Annotated in this window: 19 protein-coding genes, 1 tRNA gene and 3 pseudogenes; 9 read left to right on the forward strand and 14 right to left on the reverse strand. The window is 60.3% G+C overall.

Annotated elements, in window-relative coordinates; genetic code table 11:
• Positions 1-19: 19 nt before the first annotated feature.
• The 8 genes from ACEN8R_RS19805 to ychF all read left to right on the forward strand — a co-directional run bounded on the left by ACEN8R_RS19805 (position 20) and on the right by ychF (position 6,939).
• On the forward strand, positions 20-1,744 hold the full coding sequence (locus ACEN8R_RS19805) for a tetratricopeptide repeat protein (RefSeq protein ID WP_026286679.1): 1,725 nt from the start codon (positions 20-22) through the stop codon (positions 1,742-1,744).
• Between the two features lie 4 nt (positions 1,745-1,748).
• The gene (gene lolB, locus ACEN8R_RS19810) at positions 1,749-2,366 is read left to right on the forward strand and encodes a lipoprotein insertase outer membrane protein LolB (RefSeq protein WP_495624271.1); all 618 of its coding nucleotides are present in this window, start codon (positions 1,749-1,751) and stop codon (positions 2,364-2,366) included.
• A gap of 2 nt (positions 2,367-2,368) precedes the next feature.
• Complete coding sequence (ispE, locus tag ACEN8R_RS19815) at positions 2,369-3,220, forward strand: 4-(cytidine 5'-diphospho)-2-C-methyl-D-erythritol kinase (RefSeq protein WP_064616180.1); 852 nt, start codon at positions 2,369-2,371, stop codon at positions 3,218-3,220.
• A gap of 37 nt (positions 3,221-3,257) precedes the next feature.
• Positions 3,258-3,332 (forward strand) — tRNA-Gln (locus ACEN8R_RS19820).
• Positions 3,333-3,378: 46 nt separating this feature from the next.
• The gene (locus ACEN8R_RS19825) at positions 3,379-4,320 is read left to right on the forward strand and encodes a ribose-phosphate pyrophosphokinase (RefSeq protein ID WP_003171603.1); all 942 of its coding nucleotides are present in this window, start codon (positions 3,379-3,381) and stop codon (positions 4,318-4,320) included.
• Between the two features lie 142 nt (positions 4,321-4,462).
• The gene (locus tag ACEN8R_RS19830) at positions 4,463-5,062 is read left to right on the forward strand and encodes a 50S ribosomal protein L25/general stress protein Ctc (protein ID WP_018929567.1); all 600 of its coding nucleotides are present in this window, start codon (positions 4,463-4,465) and stop codon (positions 5,060-5,062) included.
• A 169-nt stretch (positions 5,063-5,231) separates the two neighbouring features.
• Positions 5,232-5,816, forward strand: coding sequence for an aminoacyl-tRNA hydrolase (gene pth / locus ACEN8R_RS19835; protein ID WP_008074178.1), 585 nt, complete (start codon positions 5,232-5,234; stop codon positions 5,814-5,816).
• 22 nt (positions 5,817-5,838) lie between these two features.
• On the forward strand, positions 5,839-6,939 hold the full coding sequence (ychF, locus tag ACEN8R_RS19840) for a redox-regulated ATPase YchF (RefSeq protein ID WP_018929566.1): 1,101 nt from the start codon (positions 5,839-5,841) through the stop codon (positions 6,937-6,939).
• A 242-nt stretch (positions 6,940-7,181) separates the two neighbouring features.
• Here ychF and ACEN8R_RS19845 read toward each other — a convergent pair whose 3' ends face one another.
• The 14 genes and pseudogenes from ACEN8R_RS19845 to ACEN8R_RS19910 all read right to left on the reverse strand — a co-directional run.
• Positions 7,182-7,805, reverse strand: a complete 624-nt coding sequence (locus tag ACEN8R_RS19845) for a glutathione S-transferase family protein (protein ID WP_086946018.1) — start codon at positions 7,803-7,805, stop codon at positions 7,182-7,184.
• Positions 7,806-7,956: 151 nt separating this feature from the next.
• Positions 7,957-8,278 (reverse strand): annotated as a pseudogene (locus ACEN8R_RS19850) (LysE family translocator); the annotation flags it as partial.
• 258 nt (positions 8,279-8,536) lie between these two features.
• Positions 8,537-9,424, reverse strand: a complete 888-nt coding sequence (locus ACEN8R_RS19855) for a helix-turn-helix domain-containing protein (RefSeq protein WP_204125527.1) — start codon at positions 9,422-9,424, stop codon at positions 8,537-8,539.
• Positions 9,425-9,472: 48 nt separating this feature from the next.
• Positions 9,473-9,760 (reverse strand): putative quinol monooxygenase, encoded by a 288-nt coding sequence (locus ACEN8R_RS19860; RefSeq protein WP_495624272.1) that lies wholly within the window; start codon positions 9,758-9,760, stop codon positions 9,473-9,475.
• 119 nt (positions 9,761-9,879) lie between these two features.
• Positions 9,880-13,356 (reverse strand): cellulose synthase complex outer membrane protein BcsC, encoded by a 3,477-nt coding sequence (gene bcsC, locus ACEN8R_RS19865; protein WP_495624273.1) that lies wholly within the window; start codon positions 13,354-13,356, stop codon positions 9,880-9,882.
• On the reverse strand, positions 13,344-14,459 hold the full coding sequence (bcsZ, locus tag ACEN8R_RS19870; RefSeq protein WP_204125530.1) for a cellulose synthase complex periplasmic endoglucanase BcsZ: 1,116 nt from the start codon (positions 14,457-14,459) through the stop codon (positions 13,344-13,346). The genes bcsC and bcsZ overlap by 13 nt, the downstream gene beginning before the upstream one ends.
• A gap of 4 nt (positions 14,460-14,463) precedes the next feature.
• The gene (bcsB, locus tag ACEN8R_RS19875; RefSeq protein WP_477747025.1) at positions 14,464-16,746 is read right to left on the reverse strand and encodes a cellulose biosynthesis cyclic di-GMP-binding regulatory protein BcsB; all 2,283 of its coding nucleotides are present in this window, start codon (positions 16,744-16,746) and stop codon (positions 14,464-14,466) included.
• A complete protein-coding gene (gene bcsA / locus ACEN8R_RS19880) occupies positions 16,743-19,337 on the reverse strand; it encodes a UDP-forming cellulose synthase catalytic subunit (protein WP_495624274.1) in 2,595 nt (864 codons plus the stop codon). The genes bcsB and bcsA overlap by 4 nt, the downstream gene beginning before the upstream one ends.
• On the reverse strand, positions 19,334-20,056 hold the full coding sequence (bcsQ, locus tag ACEN8R_RS19885) for a cellulose biosynthesis protein BcsQ (protein WP_204125533.1): 723 nt from the start codon (positions 20,054-20,056) through the stop codon (positions 19,334-19,336). The genes bcsA and bcsQ overlap by 4 nt, the downstream gene beginning before the upstream one ends.
• Positions 20,053-20,295, reverse strand: a complete 243-nt coding sequence (gene bcsR, locus ACEN8R_RS19890) for a cellulose biosynthesis protein BcsR (RefSeq protein ID WP_204125534.1) — start codon at positions 20,293-20,295, stop codon at positions 20,053-20,055. The genes bcsQ and bcsR overlap by 4 nt, the downstream gene beginning before the upstream one ends.
• A complete protein-coding gene (gene bcsG, locus ACEN8R_RS19895) occupies positions 20,265-21,893 on the reverse strand; it encodes a cellulose biosynthesis protein BcsG (protein WP_477744026.1) in 1,629 nt (542 codons plus the stop codon). Before bcsG ends, bcsR begins: the two co-directional genes overlap by 31 nt.
• Positions 21,880-22,071, reverse strand: a complete 192-nt coding sequence (gene bcsF / locus ACEN8R_RS19900) for a cellulose biosynthesis protein BcsF (protein WP_495624275.1) — start codon at positions 22,069-22,071, stop codon at positions 21,880-21,882. The genes bcsG and bcsF overlap by 14 nt, the downstream gene beginning before the upstream one ends.
• Positions 22,068-23,609 (reverse strand): cellulose biosynthesis protein BcsE, encoded by a 1,542-nt coding sequence (bcsE, locus tag ACEN8R_RS19905; protein WP_204125537.1) that lies wholly within the window; start codon positions 23,607-23,609, stop codon positions 22,068-22,070. The genes bcsF and bcsE overlap by 4 nt, the downstream gene beginning before the upstream one ends.
• A gap of 441 nt (positions 23,610-24,050) precedes the next feature.
• A pseudogene (locus ACEN8R_RS19910) lies at positions 24,051-24,371 on the reverse strand (methyl-accepting chemotaxis protein); the annotation flags it as partial.
• On the opposite strand from ACEN8R_RS19910, the pseudogene ACEN8R_RS19915 reads away from it, so the two are divergent.
• Positions 24,365-24,550: pseudogene (locus tag ACEN8R_RS19915) on the forward strand (DUF933 domain-containing protein); the annotation flags it as partial. The pseudogenes ACEN8R_RS19910 and ACEN8R_RS19915 overlap by 7 nt on opposite strands.
• Positions 24,551-24,878 lie beyond the last annotated feature (328 nt).

Genomic DNA, 24,878 nt, shown 5'->3' on the forward strand with positions numbered 1-24,878 from the left:
TTAGTCGTCCTCTTCCTATATGAATAGATCTTCCGCGTTGCTCCTCGCTTTTGTCTTCCTCAGCGGCTGCCAGGCCTTGGCACCCGTTTCGTCGGACGGTACGCCGCCGGTCGAAGACAGCACTCCGGCGCCTGAAAAGCCCAAGGTTTACAGCTCGTTCAGCGAAGAAACTGTCTTCAGCCTGTTGAGCGCCGAACTGGCTGGCCAGCGCAATCGTTACGACATTGCCCTGGACAACTACGTGACCCAGGCTATCAATACCCAGGATCCGGGCATCTCCGAGCGGGCATTTCGCATTGCCGAATACCTGGGCGCCGATCAAGCGGCCCTCGACACTTCGCTGATCTGGGCAAAAAACGCCCCGAACGATCTCGAGGCGCAACGGGCGGCGGCCGTGCAACTCGCCCGTGCCGGGCGTTACGACGACTCCATGGCTTATATGGAAAAAGTCCTGCAAGGCAAAGGCGACACTCATTTCGACTTCCTCGCCCTGTCTGCGGCCGATACCGACCAGGAAACCCGCAACGGCCTGATGAAAGGTTTTGACCGTTTGTTGCAGCGCCACCCGCACAACAACCAGCTGATTTTCGGCAAGGCCTTGCTGTTGCAACAGGATGGCGACGCCAAAGGCGCGCTGACCCTGCTCGAAGACAACCCGCCGGAAGAAGGCGAAATAGCGCCGATTCTGCTGCGCGCGCGCCTGCTGCAAGGGCTCAACCGTGGCGGTGAAGCCTTGCCGTTACTGCAAAAAAGCATCAAGAAATACCCGGACGACAAACGCCTGCGCCTGACCTACGCGCGCACGCTGGTCGAACAGGACCGCATGGACGACGCCAAGGTCGAGTTCTCGAGCCTGGTGCAGCAATACCCGGAAGACGACGAACTGCGTTATTCGTTGGCTCTGGTCTGCCTGGAAGCCAAGGCCTGGAACGAGGCAAAAGGTTATCTGGAAGACTTGATCGCCAGGGAAAGCCACGTCGACTCGGCGCATCTGAACCTTGGGCGTATCGCGGAAGAGCGTAACGACCCCCAGGGCGCGCTGATCGAGTACGCCCAGGTCAGGCCGGGCAACGATTACCTGCCAGCGCAATTGCGTCAGGCCGATATTCTGATGAACAACGGCAGGACCGCCGAAGCCCAAAGCCGTCTGGCGGCCCAGCGCGACGAGCAACCCGATTATGCGATCCAGTTGTACCTGATCGAAGTCGAAGCCTTGTCGGCCAACAAACAGGGCGACAAGGCCTGGAACGTCTTGCAGCAAGCCCTGCAGAAATTCCCGGATGATTTGAATCTTCTGTATACCCGAGCCATGCAGGCGGAAAAACGTAATGACCTGGCGCAGATGGAAAAAGACCTGCGACTGATCATCAAACGTGACCCGGACAATGCGATGGCGTTGAATGCCCTCGGCTACACCCTGTCCGACCGCACCACGCGTTACGCCGAAGCCAAGGCCCTGATCGAACAGGCGCACCAGTTGAACCCGGAAGACCCGGCCGTTCTCGACAGCCTCGGCTGGGTGAATTTCCGCCTGGGCAACCTCGATGAGGCCGAGCGCTATTTGCGCCAGGCACTGGAGCGCTTCCCTGATCAGGAAGTTGCCGCTCATCTGGGCGAAGTCCTGTGGGCCAATGGCAAACAACGCGAAGCCAAACAAGTCTGGAGCAAGTTCCTCAAGGAGCAGCCCGACAGTCCTACCCTGCGCAGTACCATCAAGCGCCTGACCGGATCAGAGACTCTTTAAAATTATGTTTTTGCGCCACATTATCGTTTTCAGCTTCATCGCCCTGCTCGCCGGTTGCGCGGGCTTCAGCGCCCGTGAATCGGTCGGGGGACACGGTAACCTGGCCCAATGGCGCGAGCACAAACAACAACTGAGCAGCCTCGACGGCTGGCAGATCAACGGCAAGATCGGTATCCGCGCGCCAAAAGATTCGGGCAGCGGCACCCTGTTCTGGCTGCAACGCCAGGATTACTACGACATCCGCCTCTCCGGCCCGCTGGGTCGCGGCGCGGCCCGCTTGACCGGGCGCCCCGGCAAAGTCTCGCTGGAAGTGGCCAATCAGGGCCGTTATGACGCGTCGACTCCGGAAGCCCTGGTCGAAGAGCAACTGGGCTGGAAATTACCGGTGTCCCATCTGGCGTGGTGGGTTCGCGGTCTCCCGGCCCCGGACAGCAAAAGTCGTCTGACCCTGGACGTCGACAGCCGCCTGGCCAATCTCGAACAGGATGGCTGGCAGGTCGAGTACCTCAGTTATGCCGAGCAAAACGGCTATTGGCTGCCCGAGCGGATCAAACTGCACGGCACCGACCTTGATGTCACGCTGGTGATCAAGGACTGGCAACCGCGCAAACTGGGGCAGTGAAGATGACTGCCCCACGCCTGACTCTGCCCTCGCCCGCCAAACTCAACTTGATGCTGCATATCCTCGGCCGCCGTGAAGACGGTTACCACGAGTTGCAGACGATTTTTCAGTTTCTCGATTACGGCGATGAAATCACCTTCGCCGTTCGCGACGATGGCGTGATTCGGTTGCACACCGAATTCGCCGACGTCCCTCACGACAGTAACCTGATTGTCAAAGCCGCGAAAAAACTCCAGGAGCAATCCGGTTGTTCGCTGGGCATCGACATCTGGATCGAAAAAATCCTGCCCATGGGCGGTGGAATCGGTGGCGGCAGTTCGAATGCGGCGACCACGTTGCTGGGCCTCAATCATCTTTGGCAACTGGGCTGGGATGACGACAGGCTGGCCGCGCTGGGTCTGACACTTGGCGCCGACGTCCCGGTTTTCGTGCGTGGCCACGCGGCTTTCGCCGAGGGCGTGGGGGAGAAACTCACGCCTGTAGAACCCGAGGAACCGTGGTATCTGGTGCTTGTGCCGCAAGTATCTGTAAGTACAGCAGAAATTTTTTCAGATCCGCTGTTGACACGTAACACTCCTCCCATTAAAGTGCGCCCCGTTCCCAAGGGAAACAGTCGAAATGACTGCTTACCGGTGGTAGCAAGACGTTATCCAGAGGTACGTAACGCCTTGAATTTGCTAGGTAAATTTACCGAAGCAAAACTCACCGGAACTGGAAGTTGTGTGTTTGGGGGCTTCCCAAGCAAAGCTGAAGCTGATAAAGTCTCGGCCCTTCTTACAGAGACCCTTACAGGGTTTGTAGCAAAAGGAAGCAACGTTTCGATGTTGCATCGCAAGCTGCAAAGTCTGCTCTAAAAGGAATCGGGTACTGGGTACTCGTAGCAACAGATACAGGGGCGTCGCCAAGCGGTAAGGCAGCAGGTTTTGATCCTGCCATGCGTTGGTTCGAATCCAGCCGCCCCTGCCATTTTCCTATACTCATCCAGGTTACCCTCAGCCTTCAGGTACTGCGCGTGTCCAAGATGATGGTCTTTACGGGGAACGCTAACCCCGATCTGGCTCGGCGTGTCGTACGTCAGCTGCATATCCCTCTCGGTGACATCTCTGTCGGTAAGTTTTCCGACGGCGAAATTACAGCCGAGATCAATGAAAACGTCCGCGGTAAGGATGTCTTCATTATTCAGCCGACTTGCGCTCCGACCAACGATAACCTGATGGAACTGGTAGTGATGGCTGATGCCTTCCGCCGCTCCTCGGCTACTCGTATCACTGCTGTTATTCCTTACTTTGGTTATGCCCGTCAGGATCGCCGTCCGCGTTCCGCACGTGTGGCTATCAGCGCGAAAGTCGTTGCTGACATGCTTACCGTAGTCGGCATCGACCGTGTTCTCACGGTTGATCTGCATGCTGACCAAATCCAGGGTTTCTTCGATATTCCGGTAGATAACATCTACGGCTCCCCGGTACTGGTGGATGACATTGAAGATCAGCGCTTCGAAAACCTGATGATCGTGTCCCCGGACATTGGCGGCGTCGTGCGTGCACGGGCTGTTGCCAAATCCCTGGGCGTGGATCTCGGGATCATCGACAAACGCCGTGAGAAAGCCAATCACTCTGAAGTGATGCATATCATCGGTGATGTCGAAGGGCGTACCTGTATTCTGGTCGATGACATGGTCGATACCGCCGGCACTCTGTGTCACGCGGCCAAGGCCTTGAAAGAGCATGGCGCTGCCAAGGTTTTCGCCTACTGCACGCACCCTGTGCTGTCGGGTCGGGCGATCGAAAACATTGAAAATTCCGTGCTGGACGAGCTGGTGGTGACGAACACCATCCCGCTGTCCGCTGCAGCACAAGCCTGTGCGCGTATCCGCCAACTGGATATCGCACCGGTAGTTGCCGAGGCGGTCCGCCGCATCAGCAATGAAGAATCGATCAGCGCGATGTTCCGTTAAGGGCCCTGCCCTTTTCATTACATCCTGTTGACGAAAAGCGCCCCGCCCCGGCATTCATGTCGGGGCGGGGCTTTTTTGCCCATATCGCCTTTAGCGCTGGTCGCAAACGCTGGGGCGAATGTGGTTATTTTGGAGATACAACATGAACGATTTTACTCTGAATGCTGAAGTGCGTTCCGACCTGGGGAAAGGTGCGAGCCGCCGCCTGCGTCGTCTCGCAAGCCTGGTTCCAGCTGTAGTTTACGGTGGCGAAAAAGCCCCTGAATCCATCAGCATGCTGGCTAAAGAAGTTGCCAAACTGCTCGAAAACGAAGCGGCTTACAGCCACATCATCGAGCTGAACGTTGGCGGCACCAAGCAAAACGTAATCATCAAGGCTCTGCAGCGTCACCCGGCCAAAGGCCACGTGATGCACGCTGACTTCGTACGCGTAGTTGCTGGCCAAAAGCTGACCGCTATCGTTCCAGTGCACTTCATCAACGAAGCTGCTCCGGTGAAGAAAGGCGGCGAGATTTCGCACGTTGTTGCTGAAATCGAAGTGTCCTGCCTGCCGAAAGACCTGCCTGAATTCATCGAAGTTGACCTGGCTAACGCCGAAGTCGGCTCGATCATTCACCTGTCCGACATCAGCGCTCCTAAAGGCGTTGAATTTGTTGCTCTGGCTCACGGTAACGACCTGGCTGTTGCCAACGTTCACGCTCCACGTGTTGCTCCAGAAGCTGCAGAAGGCGCTGCAGAGTAATTTCACTCTGTACGCCGGAGTGACCGGAAACATCGCGGACTAGAGCGTAGCGAGAAAGCGGGCGAGAACGCGGAGTTTACATAATGGTAAATGAGCACTTGTCGTCCACTTTCGCCGCACTCCCTGATGGCGGCGATGTTATCCACCACTTCAAGGAAGGGCCCCTATCGTGACTGCCATCAAACTGATCGTTGGCCTGGGAAATCCAGGCGCTGAATACGAACAGACCCGGCATAACGCAGGGGCCCTTTTTGTTGAGCGCATCGCGCAGGCACAGGGTGTCAACCTTGTGGCCGATCGCAAATATTTCGGCCTGACCGGGCGCTATTCGCACCAGGGTCAGGATGTTCGTCTACTGATTCCCACCACCTACATGAACCGCAGCGGCCAGGCCGTAGCGGCACTTGCCGGCTTCTTTCGCATAAAGCCGGAAGAGATTCTGGTGGCGCATGACGAACTCGACCTGCCTCCGGGCGTTGCCAAGCTCAAACAGGGCGGCGGCCATGGCGGTCATAACGGGTTGCGCGACATCATTGCGCAACTGGGCAATCAGAATACCTTTCACCGCCTGCGGCTTGGCATTGGCCACCCGGGCGTTGCCAGTATGGTTTCAAACTTCGTCCTGGGTCGTGCGCCACGCGCCGAACAGGAAAAACTCGATGCCAGCATCGACTTTGCCCTCGGCGTGCTGCCGGATATCCTCGCCGGGGAATGGAACCGCGCGATGAAAAACCTGCACAGCCAGAAGGCCTGACTCTTACCCGAGGGGAAACACCATGGGATTCAATTGCGGCATCGTCGGCCTGCCTAACGTCGGCAAGTCCACCCTGTTCAACGCCCTGACCAAGTCCGGGATCGCGGCCGAGAACTTCCCCTTCTGCACCATCGAGCCCAACAGCGGTATCGTGCCGATGCCGGATCCGCGCCTGGAAGCCTTGGCGGCCATCGTCAAGCCCAAGCGTATCCTGCCGACCACCATGGAATTCGTCGACATCGCAGGCCTGGTGGCCGGCGCCTCGAAAGGTGAAGGCCTGGGCAACAAGTTCCTCGCCAACATCCGCGAGACCGATGCCATTGCCCACGTGGTCCGCTGCTTCGAAGACGAGAACGTGATTCACGTCTCCAACAGCGTCGACCCGAAACGCGACATCGAAATCATCGACCTGGAACTGATCTTCGCCGACCTCGACAGCTGCGAGAAGCAACTGCAGAAAGTCGCTCGTAACGCCAAGGGCGGTGACAAGGACGCAGTGGTCCAGAAAGGCCTGCTGGAGCAGCTGATCGCCCACTTCACCCTGGGCAAGCCTGCGCGCAGCCTGATGAAAAACATGAGCACCGATGAGAAGCAGGTGATTCGCGGTTTCCACCTGCTGACCACCAAGCCAGTCATGTACATCGCCAACGTCGCTGAAGACGGTTTCGAGAACAACCCGCTACTGGACGTGGTCAAGGCCATCGCCGAAGAAGAAGGCGCCGTGGTGGTTCCGGTCTGCAACAAGATCGAAGCCGAAATCGCCGAACTGGAAGACGGCGAAGAGAAAGACATGTTCCTCGAAGCCCTGGGCCTCGAAGAGCCTGGCCTGAACCGCGTAATCCGCGCCGGCTACGAAATGCTGCACCTGCAGACCTACTTCACCGCCGGTGTCGAAGAAGTCCGCGCCTGGACCGTCCGCGTCGGTGCTACCGCACCGCAAGCCGCCGGCGTGATCCACACCGACTTCGAAAAAGGCTTCATCCGCGCCGAAGTCATCGCCTACGACGACTTCATCCAGTACAAGGGCGAAGCCGGCACCAAAGAAGCCGGTAAATGGCGTCTGGAAGGCAAGGACTACATCGTTAAAGACGGCGACGTGATGCACTTCCGTTTCAACGTGTAGCGTTGTTGGCATCGAAGAAGCCGCGTTGATTCGCGGCTTTTTTTTGGGCGTTATATCGACCTGCTATGCGCGACTAGAACAGATAGCCCATGTAGATTGCGGCGCCTCCACCGGCCTGCACACCAGCGTTCATGCCGGCCATGACCACCGCCCCCTTGGCCGACTGCAGCAACTGCCGGTTGACCGTGGAGGAGGCAATGGGAACAAATGTCCCTGGCGCCGCCTGACACCCTGCTGAACTATTACGGAGTCCCGTTTCTTCCATGCAGGAGGTAGCCAGGTCGACGACTCAACCGTTCGTAATAGGCACTTACAGCAGGAAAGTCTGGATGATCGAGCGGTGTTTCAAACCATCGGTTAACCGACAGGCCTATCGGTATGTCTGCGAGAGAAAAACCGTCTTCACTGATGTAGGCTCCTGTTGATTCGAGTTGTCGATTCAGGATCTCCATGTGCCTTGACCACAGGCTGCAAGCGGCTGCCAAGGCTCTGCTGTCCTGATGGTCAGGCGAATGCCTGACCAACGACATGAAGGCATACGTCCACGATCTGTTGAGGTCCGACGCTTGCCAGTCTATCCATTGGTCCACCCGCGCTCTTGCTCTCGGTTGGACCGGGTAAAAATGACCTCCGTTATAGCGAGACGCCAAATACCGAATGATCGAGTTTGACTCCCAGAGCACGAAGTCGTCGTCCAGGATCACCGGCACCGTTGCGTTGGGGTTCAGCGAAATGAATTTGGGCGTGCGCGTCGACTTGAAACCAGCCCCCCAATCCTCTCGCTCAAAGGGGATTTCGATCTCGGCGCATGCCCAAAGCACCTTTCGTACATTGATCGACGATGCCTTACCCAATATGCGCAACATTTCATGTCCTTATCGTTCAGAGTGGTTGGTCAGGGGCTTTCGATAACCCGCTCGGATCTTTTTCTAGTGCGCCTGGCGCGATGCACAGGGGCCGCTCTCAAATCCGGGTGACGCAGGTTTACCGCGCCGCGCCAACCGCAAACAGCCCAGTTCAGCGCCGCCCTTCTACGGCCATGCGCACGGCCAGCTCGCGAGGACCGTCCCCGTCCCCATCAGCCAGCGTTGCACGATCTGCCACACGGGCCTGCTGGCGAGAAATGTCACGATGGCGCCAGCCATGACGGCAATCAGCGCGTTGACGCTCACGCTAATGACGATCTGCGTAAAACCAAGCACGATGGATTGCGCCAGCATGCTGCCGTGGTCGGCATGTTGGACTTGACCGCTTGCCAGGCAAGGTAGAGCAGATAGCGCGCGCAGCCGAGTCGTAGCGCGTCATACGCATAGGGAACCGCCAAGACCAAGGCTGCGATAGTAGGGTGGTCAAAGGGGGAACGTTAGATACAGATTGACTGACAAAACGTCATACAGCGGTCGCAGCACTGGGTATCCGCTCCCTTGGAATACGTTCGACTTCAACGTGAGCAATGGCTTGCCCCAATAGCGCATCCAAACACTCTGACGCAGTCAGCCGCGTGCATTATGGATGAGGGCTTTCGGTCAGGAACCGACTGTTGTGACAGGCCAAACAACACCCTGTCGCGGCAGCGGGGGGCTTGGGCCTTGTCGCGCTACAGTTCTGCTGCGAAGGTCTTGGCTTTCTTCGGCGTGACACCGTACCGTTGCTTGTAGACCTTGATGAAGTGGGAGGTATTTTCATATCCCACCTCCGCAGCCGCGTCGGTGACGGAATAATTTTTAGCCGTCAACAGCTGATGCGCGATGTCGACTTTTTTTTCGATGATCCAGCGGTTCGGGGTGGTGTTGTAGCTGCGCCTGAAGTCGCGGATAAAGGTCGAAACGCTGCGCCCCGTCAGCAGGGCATAGTCTTCGATCTTCAACTTGTGCGAATAGTACTGCTCCATAAAGTCGGTGATGAGACGACGCTTACGGTTGCCGCCGCAGGACAGCTCGCGCAGGAAACGCAAGGACTTGTCCTGAATGGCGATCAGGTGCAGCAGTTCGAGCAGTTTCAACTCCAGCAGCGCGTCGGAGCCCTCCGCGCCCTTGTAGACATAGTCCAGCGAATCGATATAGCGCTGAATCTGTTCGTTGGCGTGCAGGGTATAAGTGCCGTGCACGTTTTTCTGCAGGCCGTCCGTGTGCGACTGGCCTGTACCGGCCGCACGAGACAGGTATTTGGCGATCAGCTTGTCGTCGAGAAATAGCAACACCGCCTCGAAGATATCACTGCCAGTGACGTAGTCCGATACCGTGTAAACGCCCTTGGAGAGGAAAATCAAATGATTCTCGTCGACAACATGGGACATGGCGTCATAGTCGCGAATAATCTGCTTGCCCTGCTTGATGTAGACGATCAACGGCGTGGCGATATAGATCGCCTTGTTTTCCAGGTTCGTTTCAAGCGTTTTATGGAGGATGGACGAGCTACCGTCAGCAAGAATAGGCTTTACATTGCGCATTGAGTAAAGCGCTGCCGGTACTACTTCGAGTGTCATTGCTATGGCTTCTCAATAAATTAGCCGCCCCATTTGGACGTTACAGCATCACATTTCGCTGAAGTAACCGCTGACCGGCTTACTGCTCAGATGCTCGACGATGACGCTCCACTGACCGCTCGAGATCATCTGCTCGACGTGGGCACCGTGCATTTCACGCGAGTCCCAAGCCTCCACCAGCGTGAACGCGAGTGGATCTTCCACGTGGTTGAGAATCTTGACCGTTTGGCAACCGTCCACCTTCGGCAGATTGATCTTCACGTCGCTCATGATGTTCTTGAAGGATTGCAGCTTTTCTTCTTTCACATTGAAGCTGATGACCAGATTGACGGACATACTACTTCTCCATTTTGATTTAACGAAAGCAACGACTATAGAGAGAGTTGAAAAATCAAAATGATTGAAAATAGTTAAAAATGCGCGTTTCCAGTCACTCTTGCGTTTTTCTTGCCGCTCTAGCGCCTATCCGCATACGGCAAGATTGGCTCCACCGGCAGCGGCAGGTTGCCTAGCCAGGGGTCGAAGGTGTAGCGCAAGTACAGCAAGGCGCGGCTTGGGGCGTAGCCTTCGCTGTGTTGCCAGGTGATGCCGGTCCCCAGCACCAGGTTCTCGGAAAGACGCCGTTCTAACAGGCCCTGGATGCGGAAGTTGACGCCGTTGCTGCTACTCCCACTCTTGGTCAAGGATGGGCTGTCCACCATGGTCCGGTTCGACTGCGCCAGAATATCTTGCAGGTCGGCCTCACCATTGTCTTTGGGGTAAAGGTCCGTGCCGTCGATTTTTGCGAACGACCAGCCCACCGCGCTTTCGAGCAGGACCGACCAGTCAGCGTTGCGCCAGGCATAGTTCACCGGCACGCTGACCGAATAGTATTGCTGCGGACTGTAGTAACCGCCCTGGCCCAGGGTCGATTCGCTGAGGTCCTTGTCGTACCCCATGTACATCAGCGTCAGACCGGTGCGCAGGCGCTCGTCGGCGCGTTCCACCAGGCGATAATAGTAGCCGCCCATGGCCATGCGCCGCTGGTTGCTTTCAGTGTTCTCACCCAGCAGCCAATGGTTGCTCAGGCTCGCCCATACACCGTCATTGCCGCCTGTGTCATGGCTCAGGCCGAGGGTGAAACCGTTGGCCGTGACACCGCCCCAGTGGGTACCGGTGACCGGATCGACCGCACCGGCGTAGGACACCAGCGAATTGGTCAACGGTCGCCGCGATGCCGTCAGGCGATAACCCACGTCATTCCAGTCACCGCTGTAGGTTCCCCCGCCCACCCAGTTCGACACCGTGAACTCCTGCGGCGTATGACCAAGGTCAAAAGCCCAACGGTCATCATGCCAGCCCACGCCCAGCAGCGTGCCGCGCACGCTTTGTGAACCGCCGGCACATCCCCCCTGCACCACCGCGCACAAGCCGAACTGGTCGGTACTGGAGAAACGGCTGACATCCAGGTTGATCTCTTCGGCCTGGACGAAACCCTGCCCCTGCGCCACGGGTGCGTCGATGCGCAGGACGGTGGTCTGGGTGGTCAGGTCCGAGATGCCCGATGCGCTGTTGTCGGTGCGCCAGGCAATGTCGTGGTAGAGGTTCACCGTCGGGTTCTGCTGCTGGTACAGCTCGTCGACGTCGCTGCGGATGCTGCGCTGCAGCCAGTCATCGCTGTCCCTGGCACGACTCGCCCGGGTCATGGCGCGGTTGTCACGCGGTTCGACCTGTTGCGGTTCGATCATCCCGGCTGCGCCCATGCTGCGCGCGTAATGATCCAGCGCGAGCTGCGGTGCCTGCCAAGACAACAGGCGCGCCGCGTCCCGATGCACCAGCGGATCACTTTGCGGGGTCTTGAGCAACTCCTCGAACAGCGCGTTGGCACGTGCCTTGTCACCCAGCCTCGCCCAGGCATTGGCCAGGCGGCGCTGGAACGATGCCTGGGCCGGTACTGGCATGGTCACTGCCATCAGGCTGGCCTTGGCCGCGTTCGGACGACCGCGTTCGATCAGCACTTCGCCCAGGCCCAGTTGCGCTTCGGCATTTTTCGGCTCGCTGGCCAGCAGCTTGCGGTAGCGACTCTCGGCCCGTACCAGATCGCCACGCTGCCGGGCCCAGTCAGCCAGGGTCAGGTAGTCGTCAGGGGTCGGCGCTTCCATCAGCAGCAATTCTGCCTCGGCCTCACGTCCTTCATCATGCAGTGTCCGAGCCTTGGTGAGCAGTTGGCGACGCTGCAGGCTGGCCCACAGCGCGTTCATGTTGTCGTTCCAGACGGCGCGGGGGATCTGTCGCAGGCTGTCCATGGCTTCGCCGTCACGCCCACCATTGGCCAGGAACAGGCCGTGGGCATAGCGCGCCTCGGTGTCCTGGCCCTGGCGTTGCAGCAGCAGGTTGAAGTTTTGATGGGCCTCGGCCTCAATGCCCAGTTCCCGCTGGGCATTGGCCAGGCGGTACACCAGCCAGGGATTGTCCGGGTCCAGTACTCGGGCCTCGTTCAAGATCGTCGCCACCAGGGGCCAATCGCCGCGTCGAGCGGCGCCATCGGCCTGGGTATTGAGGCGCTCCAGCGTCAGGCCCCGGCGCACGCTCTGGAACCCCTCGCGTTCCTTGGGCGCCAGGCTGTCGAGGTAGCGCTCGGCCTTCTCCGGTGATTGCGATTGGAACAGGCGGACCATGGCACGCACCACACTCGCGTTGTTCGGATCAAGCTTGCGCGCTTGCACCAACAAGGCTTCGGCGGTGATGTCATCGGATTCGCCCCGGGCAACATAGGACAGGCCGATCAGCGGCGCAGGATCCTTCGGCTGGGTTTTGCGCGCCTGCTGATAGAATTTTTTCGCGACGGGGTAGTCCTTGCGCTCCAGCGATTCATCGGCCTTTTGCAACAACATCCACTGGTAGTTAATGGTCTTGAGGTCCTGCCACTTGGTCATCCAGTCGGTGTCCTGCTCGATGGCCGAGGCACGGACAAACGCGTTGTATGCCGCTTCGTGCCGGTTCTGGCGCATCAGCGAAATCCCCAGGGAACCAAGCAGGTTGGAGTCTTGCGGATAACGCTTGAGCGCCCGGCGCAACTGAGCTTCGGCACCGACGTTGTCGCCGGCCTCGATCAATGCCTTGCCTTTGACACCCGCTTGCCAGGCCGGATCAGCCAGGTATTGCTCCTGTTCTTGCAACTGCCGGGTCGCGTCGGCGCGAAAGCTGGTGTAGGGGTAGAACGCCAGGAACGTCCGCCAAGCCTGCGCGGTTTCGGGCCCTATCGGCTGTTTAAGCAAATAATTGTATTCGCGTTCAGCGGCGTTGTTGCTGGTGCCAGGATCGCGGGCCAATTGATGCAAGACGTCCAGCGCCTCAGCGTCGCGTTTCTCGGCAAACAGCAGGCCAGCCAGGGTCTGGCGCAACGAGGCATTGCCGGGGTACTGCTGATCCAACTCGCGCAGTTGCTCGATCACGCGCGGGCGCTGCCCCTTGATGCCGCTGCGCACGCTCAGGTATTCCAGGGTGATGGCAAAGTCCGGCATGTCATCGCCGAACAATTGCCGATAGGCCTGGGCGGCGTCTTCAGAACGGCCGGCGGTGACCAGCAAATGCGCTTCTTGCAAAGCCTTCTGGCCCTCGGCACTGTGCATTTTCAGCAAGCTCTCGGCTTGACGCAGCAGCGCCGTGCCAGGCACCTGCTGGCGCAGTTGGGCAACCAGGCGCTCGGCTTGCGAGCGATTCTGTTGCAGCAGCGCCTGGCGGACCTCGATGACTTTCACCTGTGGATCGTCCGGAGCGATCAGTTCCAGGCGTGCCAGCGAGTCACGCACCAGGTCTTCGCGATGCAGCGCCTCTCCCACGCGGATCTGCTCCAACAGCCATTGCTGCTGGTCGGGCGGACTGAAAGGCTGAGCCAGGGCGACGCCGTAAATGCTGCTCAACAACAGCCCAAAACCGTTTACTTTGCGCATGCAGCCGTCCAATCTGGCACGAGGCGTCCATCCTTATCGAAGCGATAACGTTGTTGGTCCCAGCCTTGGCCGAACAGCGCCAACGACTGGTTGTAGTAGTCATCTGCCAACGCTGGCTGTTGTTGCAAGCGTTGGCGCTGGGCCGCAAGGGCAGCCGCACTGTCCGGACTGGCGGCCAGCATGGGCAGCAATGCGGCGCTGAAGCCGACCGGGCCAGTGCCCTTGTCGAGGCCGGTGGCGCTGTCGACGACTTCCGGCACATAGCCCCGGCGCGCGGTCAGATTGACCATGGGCCTGAAATGTTCGATCAGTGCGAAGCGACCCGGTGCGTCCTTGGCCAGCATGCCCGTCCAGAGGTAGACGCGGATGGCGTCATAGCTGCCGACACTGCCCTTCTGGCTGTCGACGACCCACCCCTGCCCGGCTTCCCAGCGTTGCCAGTCGGACGCCAGGCCCTTGGGCGAGCTTTCGATCAACAGGCGCCGGGCGTTGCTGGCCAACTCCTGCCAGACCGATGCCTCCTGGCCGAAGCGCGCCAGCAATTGCGGCGGCAGATAGCTGGCATTCAGGCGCCATTGCCCGGCGCTGTCGAACCCGACATCGCCGGGCAACAACATCACGCCCAGGCCTGGCAGCTTGCGCAAGCTTTGCGCGGCGCTGCGCCAGAGCAGGTTGCGGCCCAAGACCTGGTAAGCCGGTCGATGCCACAGGCGCCCGGCTTCGAGCAGGCTATAGGCGATGAACAAGTCGGCATCGGTGGCGTTGTTGCCATCGAGGACCTGCCAGCGCCCTTCTTTGTCGCGCCCCCACAACCATGCCGGAAGTTGCCGGTCAAAGTTCCCGCCCGCCAGGTTGTCCTGGGTCCAGCGCAGTATCTTGGCGAAGCTTTCAGGGTCGTTGCCCACCAGGGCAAAAAACAGCCCGTAGCTCTGTCCTTCAGACGTGGAGATCAACGCCTCCGAGGAGCGGTCGATGACCCGTCCGTCCGGGCTGAGCATGGCCTGACGATAATTCTCCCAGGCCGGCCAGGCGCATTGGGCAGCCCCGGCAAAGCCGGGCATGGCAAAGATTGCGGTCAGCACCCGCGCGACGACAGCTTTCACCCGGTCACTCCTGGCCAGCCAGACGACGACGGGCAGCCCAACGCAGGGCGCGCCACAGCAGGAAGGCCGTCAGCAGAACGCTGGTGAAGGCCAGGCCCGCCAACAGGACCGGGTGCTCGGACAACTGGTACCAAAGCAGCAGCCACCACGGAAGGCGACCGACGAAGTACTGCTGGCCCACCCAACTGCTGCCAACGCCGCTGCTGCGGATCAGCGTCACGGAGCCGGCCACGGCGTCCATTTTGCCGCTGTCGCCCAAGGTGTCGCGCAGCAGTTGGTAATCGGCCTCATCGCTGGCCAGTAGGGCCACAATGCTGCGCTGTTCATGATGGGGCGATTGCAGGCCGACGATGGCAGCGATCGGTGCCTGGGCGCTGACTTCGACGCGGTTGGTCCCCTGGTCGCGCTCATCGCTGAGCTGGCCGGCCCGGGGTGACTTGCCATTGTGCTCACTGGCAGGTTTCAACAGCCAGTCACGAGTCTGGTCCAGCACCAGATTGGCATCGGCCCCATTGCCCACTCCCGGCGCCATGGCGCCGAATACGAGCAGGTCGACATCCGCCTTCGCGTCGTCCCAATTGTCCGAGAGGCGCAGGCCGAACGCCGGCAGCCCAGTGCGCGCGGAGATGGCGGCGATGGTCTCGAACAAGGTGCTCAGTTGTACAGGAAGGCTGCGAGCCGGGACCATCACCAGGGTTTCCGACAGGTCGGCCATGCGGCTGTACGGAAAACCGCTGCGGGCAAAGACGCGCAGGTCGGGCATGGCGATGTAGTGATGGTAGCCGGTCAGGTCGATCGTCGATTCTTCATCGATCACCGCTTGGTTGTTCACCGGCAGCGACGTCTGGCAACGATCGCGCTGGGCGCTGCCGAAGGTGCTGGCGAAGTTGAAGTCGAAACGCAAGGTGTTGCGATCGCCAATCTTCAACCCAGGCACCAGCAGCTTTTCGTTGAGGTCAGCCGATTCGCTGGACAACACCGCCAGGCGCAACTCCTCCAGACGGCTGCCGGCCTTGCCTTGCAGTGCCAGGCTGGTGATGAACTGGTTGTTCAGGCTGACGGCCAGGCGCGATTCGTCGTTGACCGACGGTGGCGTGTAACGGAACCGGGTTTGCAGTGCAATTCCCTGGCTGCGCCAGACGAACAGGTCGGGCGGCAGATTCACGTCCACGGTGATCGGCCGTGGCTGCAGGCCATTCGCCTGAAGCTGCTCGGGGTATTTGATCAGCTCGGCGAAGCGCACCGCACGGTCCGTACGCACCCAATTCGGCGCGTCATAAGGCACCCGGGGCTTGAGCTGCCGGACCTGGTTGACGGTTACACGCGAACCACGGAACAGGTCCCCGCCCAAGGCCAGGGCACGGGCGGCCACAGCCAGGTCATCGTCGTTGCGGCCCAATACCAGCAACACCTTGCTGTAAGGGTCCTGGGGGTTGTCGATCATTTGCACCACAGGCGCATCCACGGCCGGGTACGTGTCCATGTCGGCCAGGAAGGACGGGCGGTGATCGTTGGTCGCGAAGACAATGGCCGACGGGGCGCGATTCTGCCCGTCGGCGGGCGGCAACTGGTCGAACAGCACAGGGAACTGTGCACCACGCCAACCGGCCTGGCTGCCGAAGTAGGATGCCAGGATACCGGCAGCACGTTGCTCGCCCAGCGTCGGCGCGTCGGCGAAGACCAGGTTGACAACCGGCTTGCCCTGGCCCCGGATGTCGAAGAAAGGCATCGGGAAATAGGCCAGGTCGTTCTTGAGCGTCAGAGGCTGCTCCTGCACCTGGATCTGACTGCTACGCCCAACGTTCAACCATAACGTGCTGTTGGCCGGATCTTCGCAGGTATCGGTGTAATGGCCGACGAACTCCAGGCGCACGCGGTTGAAATCGGAAACCAGGCGCGGATCCAACGCCACCGACTGGGTGACCTTCCTGCCCAACTGGTCTTTCTCGATCGGTACAACGCTCATCAGCACGTCGTTGAGATACACACGCAAGTGCGAGGTCTGGGGCAACAGCGAAGGCGACGGTGTGTATTCCAGCTGCAATTTTGCATCGCTGGCGATGCGGTCGCGGCGCAGGCTGAATTCGATCTGGTCACTGTTACGGATACCCAGCAACAGGTTGTCGGCAGGACGCCCCAGCTGTTCAAAGCTATAGGCGGTGCTCCAGCCCGGTAGGCTGCTGACCGCAGCTGGCATGTCAGGTGTTGGCTCGGTGACTGCCTGGGCGCAATCCATGGTCAGGAGCGCCAGACTGGCAACAAGGTGTTTGCTGAAGAAGCCGCTCATAGTGCGCTCACTGATCGGGAATCGGAAAAAGGGGAAGCCGCTGGCATACGCGGCAGGAAACTGAACACCCCGCGCAACAGGTGCAGCGGCGGGCGGGCGATGCGACGGACCCAGGCAGGCAGGTATTCGTAAAGGCGGTAATAGCCGATGCCGCCAAGCTTGAGGATGTCGACGAAGCTGTGCAGCGGACGATCCGGGGCAAAGTTCTCGCCCCAGTTGAGCCAGGCGTCGGCACGGGCGAAGGTGCACTGCACAAAATCGATCTTCTGCTGCGTACTGAGGGCGGTGAAACTGATACCGACGAAATTCTTGTGGCTGCGGCTGATGTGGCCCGGGAACAGGAACTCGCGATCGCCGCGCTGCATCATCAGCGAGATACGCCCGCCCAACGGCAGCGACAACGAAGCGTCGAGCTGGATGCCCACGCCACCGTCCGAATAGTCCTGCAATGTGCCGGGGTAAGAATGACCACTCTCCAGGCGCACCGCAGCGGGCAACTTGGCGTGCACTCGGTGGGTCTGGCGAACCTGGCGCACTTCAGCGGCCACCGCCACGGCGGCTCCGATGATCAGCAGGTTGTAGATGACCCAGAGAATGCTCACCCACACGGTGGCGATCTCGTTGTCGGGTCCGCAGACCAGACGCCAGGCGGCAAAGCCCAGGCCCGCAACGTTCAACAACGCCAGCAGCAAGTACGGCTGGGCGATTTTCCAGTCGAACTGGTTGCGTTCCATCAGGCCGCCCTTGGCGGTCACGTTGAACTTGCCCTTGCTGGGGTTCAACAGTGCCACCGTGGTGGGGCGTGCGATGTACCAGGCCAGCACGGTCTCGTACACCTCGCCCCAGAACGTCTGGCGATAGGCGCCCTGCATTCGCGAGTTGGTCAGGCTGGCGTGGATCATGTGCGGCAGCACGTACAGCAGGATCATCAGCGCCGGCGCGTAGATGATGTAGGCATGCAGGAACAGAAAAGCCAGCGGCGCCGTGAGGAACACCAAGCGCGGCAGACCGGCCAGGAAATGCATCATCGCGTTGGCGTAGCAGATGCGCTGGAAGAAGGTCAGGCCCTTTCCGAGCAAGGGGTTATCGGTGCGGAAGATCTGCGCCATGCCTCGGGCCCAGCGAATGCGCTGGCCGACATGCGCCGACAGGCTCTCGGTGGCCAGGCCCGCCGCCTGAGGGATCTTGATATAGGCCGAGTTCCAGCCGTTGCGGTGCAAGCGCAGCGCTGTGTGGGCGTCCTCGGTCACGGTCTCGACGGCAAAGCCGCCGATCTCGATCACCGCCGCGCGGCGCAGCACCGCGCACGAGCCACAAAAGAACGCGGCGTTCCACATGTCATTGCCGTCCTGGACCATCCCGTAGAACAGATCGCCTTCGTTGGGGCGCTCGCGGAACACATTGAGGTTGCGCTCGAAGGGGTCTGGCGACAGGAAGTGATGCGGGGTCTGCACCAGCGCCAGTTTCGGATCACGCAAGAAACCGCCAGTGGTCATTTGCAGGAATGAGCGCACGGGCACATGGTCGCAGTCGAAAATGGCGATCAGCTCGCTGTCGAGCAACGTCAGCGCGTGGTTGAGGTTACCGGCCTTGGCGTGACGATTGTCGTTGCGGGTGATGTAGCCGACACCGACTTGCGCGACGAACTGGCGGAAACTCTCGCGCTTGCCGTCGTCGAGAATGTAGATGTTCAGTTTGTCGGCCGGCCAGTCGATTCCCATGGCCGCATACACCGTGCCCCGCACGATGGACAGATCTTCGTTGTAGGTCGGGATCAACAAGTCGACGCTGGGCCACAGCCGCGTGTCGCGTGGCAGCGGCGCCGGCTTGCGGCCCAAAGGCCAGCAGGTCTGGATGTAACCGAGGATCAACACCACCCACGAATAGGTTTCGGCCACCAGCAGGATCAATCCGCACGCTAGGTCCAGCGGCTGGTTCCAATTCAGGGTGGAGGTGTAGCGCCACCACAGGTAACGGCACGAGACGATGACCGACAAGACCACCATCAGCAATGTCGTAAAACGCCCCGGCACCCGTCGCACAAGCATGGCCAGGCCCCACAACAACAGGACTAAGACCAATTGGGCGAGGTAGCCGAAAGGCTCGGTGATGCACAACAACATCAACATGAAGGCGACGGCCCCAAGGGCCACGTTGATCAGCCGCTGGTTGCGACGGTCCAGCCCCTTCCACCAATGGCTGCCCTGGCGAATCTGCTGGTTGGTCCAGGCGCGCCGGGGTGCGCTTTCCAGCGCCTCCCCCATCCACGCCCCCAGGCGCAGATATCGCCTCCCGAGGGCCTTGAGCCAATCGGGGGACGCCAGTCTCCTGGCCCGCCGCGGTACCGGGCGAACCAGCAGCAGCCAGAGACTTTGCACGGCATAACGCAGCGGGTCGCCCAGCCTCGGTGACCGATGGGCCAGTTGCGGATACCAGCGCTTTGGCTGATCGAGCACATAGCGCCAGCTCGGCGACTCCAGACGAAAGAACATCCACGCCAAGGCGTTCAATGTCGCCAGCAGCAGCGCAACCGGCAAGCCACTGTCATAGCGCCGATACAAGCGGGCAAACGGGAAAATTCGGGCAATCATACGGCCTCCAGGCGTCGAGCCAGGCACCAGGTGGCCAGGCTCAACACGTCCTGGGCCGCCAGGCTGGCCTGGGCATAAGCCCCCACCGGCTTCTTGAAGGCCAGGGCTTCGTGCATGGCTTCATCCCGATGCACGTTGAGTGGCAACAGCCGGTCGCCATATTGTTTGCGCCAGATCAGTTGCAGGTCGCGCTGCAATTGACTGACCGGGTCGAAGCGGTTGATCAGCAGATACTCGCTAGGGTCTTCTTCCTGCTGCAACAGCACATGGCAGGCGGCATCCGCCTCGACAACCTGCAGGCGCAACGCACAAGGCCCGACACGGGAATGACCGGGCAGGCGCAGCGGTACATCGAACAGAATCCAGTCAAAGCGCTCGGCGAGACTGGCCTGTCGGTGAAGCCACAGCTCCGGCGTCTTGCGCAGGTTTTGCTCGACCTGCTCCTGCTCGGCCAGTTTCAGGCGGCCATAAGGCAGCACGTCCAATCCCGGCTGCACGGTCCAGGCCTGGGTGTACCAATCCTCCCCGTCGATCATGGCGCGCGCCCAGCCGCTGCGCTCGCTGACCCGGACATTGAAATGCAGGCGAAGCAGGTTCTGCGGACACATGTCGACCAGCAGTACGCGCTCGCCAAGACGATGCAATGCATGGGCAATGGCCGCCACCAACGCGCTGGTGCCAACGCCCCCGCGCAGACCTCGCAGGCTCAGAGCTGTCACGACAGCGCCTCCTGCTCAGACTTTCGTGTCGGTACCAGGACCGCCGTTCGCAGGCGCTCCACCTCTCCCAGCAGTGGCCAGCGATGCAGGGCCTTCTGCAATTCGATCTGCGCCGAAATGTCCACGTAGTCCAGTTCGGGCAGCTCGATCTCCAGTTTCAAACGGGCGATGTCGTCGGCACGATCCGCACGCGACTGCGCCCTGGCTTTCACTTGAAGCGCTGTGGGTAGGGCAGCCATCCACCTTTCTCCTTGATTCGTACGTAAGGTTTTCCGGCGTAGTCGACGACCACGGTGCCAGCGTTCTCGGAAACTGCCGCCGTCTGCGGCAGGTTGCTCAGCAGGGCCGGCCAGTCGGGACCCTGGCCATCGCCCTGGGGCTGGGCGGTGTAGAGACGGCTGATAATTTCCGACAGGGCCAGGAAACTGCTCGGCTCGGCGATGTGCAGTGGAGCGGAATTGGCGTTGCGCCCCATGCCCACCAACTTGATACCGACCGGCACGTGGGTGATGGACCGGCTTGGGATCTCGCGCATGCCGGAGATCTGCATGCGATCGCCATGCAGCGCCGCACCATGCTCCGGTACGATCACCACGACCACCCGCCGGCCAGTCGACTCCAGTTGCTTGATGAAGCCACTGAGGTCATCGATCAGCCCCTGGGCACGCGGTTTGTAATCGGCGCTCTTGGTGCCGCCATCGGGGGTCAGCGCACGGTTGCCGTCATGCAGCGTGGTGGTGTTGTAGAACAGTGCCACGCGCTCGTTCGTCCCGGCTTCACGGTGCTTCCACCAAGTGTCCAGGACCTGCGAATCGCGCAGGATCGGCGAACCGTCGAAGCCCACCAATGCACGGGGCAGTTTGCTGGTATTCACAGCAGGCCCCGGCAACGAGCCCTGGGCACGGACTTCGTCAAGAAAACCTTCGAACTGGCCGGTGTGGTTGAGCATCACTTCGCTGGCAAAGCCCAGCTTGCTCAGGTCGGCCATCAACATGCACTGCGGTGGCGCAGTGCCGTAGAGCTGCATGTGGGGGACCTGCCCGCAGCTAGCGCGCAACAAACGGATGGCAGCCGGGCCACTGTAGGCGGTGGCCGAGTTGAAGCTGTCGAAAATCACGTCCATTTGCTGAAAGAGTGCGTTATCGCGCAGGCCCACGGCTTCCAGATCATCCCAGGCCATGGAGCAGATATTGATCAGCAACAGGTCGAACGGCTGCGCGGCAGAGGTCGACGGCATGAACTCCACCTGACGCCCGGCTTCGGTGCTGTAGAACTTCTGCAGGTACGCCTCAAGCGTCGCGCTGTCCGGCTCGGCGGAGCTCGCTGCCGCCACGGGGGCGTCGCTGGTCGACGTTGCGGCCGGTTCGCTGCGCGCATGCAGGGCCAGCACATTGGCGCTGGCCAGCCAGGCCAGCCCTAGCACACTCAGGGTAGTCAGGCGCAGCCAGTGACGGGCAAAGGCATAGATCACCACCAGTACGGCCAGCAGTGCACACAGGTTCCAGTCGATGAAACGGCCAGCCAACTCGACCACGTAGGCACCGCTGAAATTCAGCACCCCTGGCTGATCGAGCAGGCGGCTGAAGGGGGGCAGCCAGGTGTCCTGGTAAAACAGCGCAACGCCCACCGGGATTGCAATGAACGTGCGCAGGTAACGCAGATAACGGTACGGCAACGGCAGCAGCAAGGCAGCCGCGAACACCAGGTTGGGCCATACCTGCAGGTTCAGGTAGCCCGCCCACAGCAGTGCAAACTTGAGGATGAAGTACAGGTTCCACGCCCCCAGGCCCGGCCAGACGGGCACTGGCGTTGGATAAGCGACTTCAGACCGATTCATGGGGCTCACTCCGGGTTGGGGCGCGGCGCCGCACCCCACCGGATTTCAGGTAACGCGGGGGCAAGAAGCCCTGCACAACATCGAGAAGATGGCGCCCCACCCTGGCCAGCACCAGGATCAGCGCCAGGGTCAACAGGCTGCTAAGGCCGATTACCTGAAGCAGTTCGGAATAACTCATGGACAATGCCCCGCAATGGCAAGCGTGATGCGTTCAGGAGAATAAGCGCCACACTCGGCGACGTCGGCAGCGCCAGCGGCCCCGCGTTCTTCTACCGGAGGGAGCCTGGAAGGCAGCGACGCCTGCGCAAGGAAAGCCTCGCGCGGCAAGGCGTCGACGCCGGAGAGAATCTGGATGTCGCTGAACAGATCGCGCCAGGCCAGCCGGCAGATATTCTCCAATGCCGGCTCCAGCCCATCCGCGCGACAGGCAAACAGGAACAGATAAAAAGCCCCATCGACCACGCAGGCGACATCACCGAAACGACGCAGGTCGATCTGATTGAGGTACTGCTCGATCTCCAGGCCACCGCGCGGTGTCAGCCTGAGCATCTGGTGGCTGATTTCACCGGAGGCACCGCCATAGACGCGTTCCACCGTGCTGATGAATTCGCGCGGCAACAACAGACCGCGCTCGGCAGGTGGACGCAGGCGTTTGAACAGCGACTGGAGGTCGGTGGTACGACTGTGACGCCAGGTCTGGCCCTGGGCGCTGTCGATAATGCTGAAGAAGTACGCCAGCGTAGTGCCATAAGGCACCGTCATGTTGGCCCCACAGGACACCAGCAGACGCTCGTCCCGGTAACGCAGGCAGGGCTCCATTTCACGTACGATGATTTTCAGCGCGCTACCGCAGCGCTTGCGCAAGGCATGGATCTGACGGGCCAATTCCTCGACCTGCAAGTTGCTGTCGATGGCGACGATGATGCTGGCGGCGCGGGCGCGGCTCGCTTGTTGGAGCAAGTCCTCGCGGTTCTCGAACAGCCTCCACTGATCCGACAACGGCGGTGCGCCTTCGAGCACGGCACGCTGGGTCAGGTAGATGCGCTGATCGTCGGTGTGGGTGAGTTGCGCGCCGCTCTGCTCATTGGCCGACAGCGCAAAACCGTCCACGCGCAACTCCAGCTCGAACGCCTGCCCACTGCACACGCCCAGCTCGCTGTGCCAATAGTGCAGTTGGTAATGAATACCGCCGTCACGGCGATAGAGCTGGGCAAGCCCTGAAATGGTCTCGTTGAGCCGCAACAGACGCTCATGCAATTGAGGCGCCTGGCCGTGACCGATCATCAGCAAAGTGCATTGGCGTCGCCCCAACCATTGCCCCAGGGCCTGGCAACAGTGCCGCAGCCCTGGCGCGACTTCGCTCTGCCAGGCGCTGGTGGGCAGCATCAGCACAATGGCACTGCCGGCCACCGGCGCTGCACGGGTCAGCTCGCCGACCAGCGACTTGAGGGCCCGGCCGACGTCGGCTTCGTTGATGTCGAACAGCTTCAGCTCGCCGGGGCCGGCATAGGCCGCCATCTTCTGGGCGACGTCCCGACTTGAATGCCCGCAACACACCAGCATCGCTCGCGCATCGGCCGGCATCGCTGCCAGGCACTGGGCTGCCAGCGTCGCCGCATCGCGCGCCTGATCCACAGCCACCCAATAAAAACCGCCCTCGCGCAACAATATCTGCTCATCACGCAGATCGCGGATGGCTAAGGTGACCTGACTCAAATGCAACTCCCTTTCCCTTTGAACCGGATACAACACGAGCGTGATCGGCCCCTCGACGCCTGCTCGCGAGGGACTTTTTCTAATGACGTACACAAGCGCCCCGAGCCAGGCTCAGGGGGAGACTGTTAAGTCAGCGAAATTGGCTGGGCCGAACCCTGAAACTCGGGGCTGGAAGCTTTAAATGCGGGATAGTGCCGTTGGAAGAAAATGAGAAATCACTTTTCCGCCGTTCATCACCGATCATTCACCGATCACCCTTCCGGACGCTCCTGCGCCCGGAAATGGCGCGCAATTATCATGACGCCGGGCGAGAAGTGTCAATAACCCGTTAACGGTAGGCAAAAACCATTTCAGATGAACGGTAATCGCCATTTTATTGGCACCCCGCACTTGAGGAACGAGGCCGGACCCGCAGCCTCGTTGCCCGACGGGGCTTTGTGGCTAGGCCCTCTTGACCTTGAAACGCCCCAACACCCGCTGCATCAGCGATACCCGCTCCGAAAGGTCGCGGGCCGCCAGCGCACATTCCTGCGAGCTGGAATGGTTCTTCTGGGTGACTTCATCGATCTGCTCAAGCCCGACGCTGGCCTGTTGCAAACCTGACGCCTGCTCGCTGGAAGCCTGGTAGATCAGCGACACCAGGCTGGACACCGCGCTGGTGCCATTGACAATGTTCTTGAGCGACTCGGCTGTCCGGCCTGCGATGATCATGCCGCGCTGGGTCTTGTTCGAGGAGTCGGCGATCAGGGCGGCAGCAAGCTGCTGGCGTGATCCACACCGACTTAGAGAAAGGCTTCATCCGCGCCGAAGTCATCGCCTACAACGACTTCATCCAGTTCAAGGGTGAAGCCGGTGCCAAAGAAGCTGCTAAATGGCGTCTGGAAGGCAAGGAATACATCGTCAAGGATGGCGACGTGATGCACTTCCGCTTCAACGTGTAAAGAGGAACCGTGGTTTTCCACGGACCTCGATAGACACAAAATCCCCGTAATCACTCGCTGATACGGGGATTTTGCATATTGGGACACCCCCCCTCCTCCATCCGTAGCCTGTCCGGTAACGCGGGAACGCTGCCCAGTTATGCAAGAATAGTTTTATTGGCAATCACTACAGGGATGAAGAGCATGCCATTTCCTTTCGAGTGTCTCCTGGTTTTGCTTGATGGCATTGCCATCAGGTCCCAGATCATCGCCGGAGAACACCTGGAAAAACATACCTCAGGCTTGCCGCTTCAGGTCGCCAGCGTTTTCGTGCAGTGGGCACACAGGA

The organism is Pseudomonas sp. Pseusp15, from assembly GCF_059492165.1.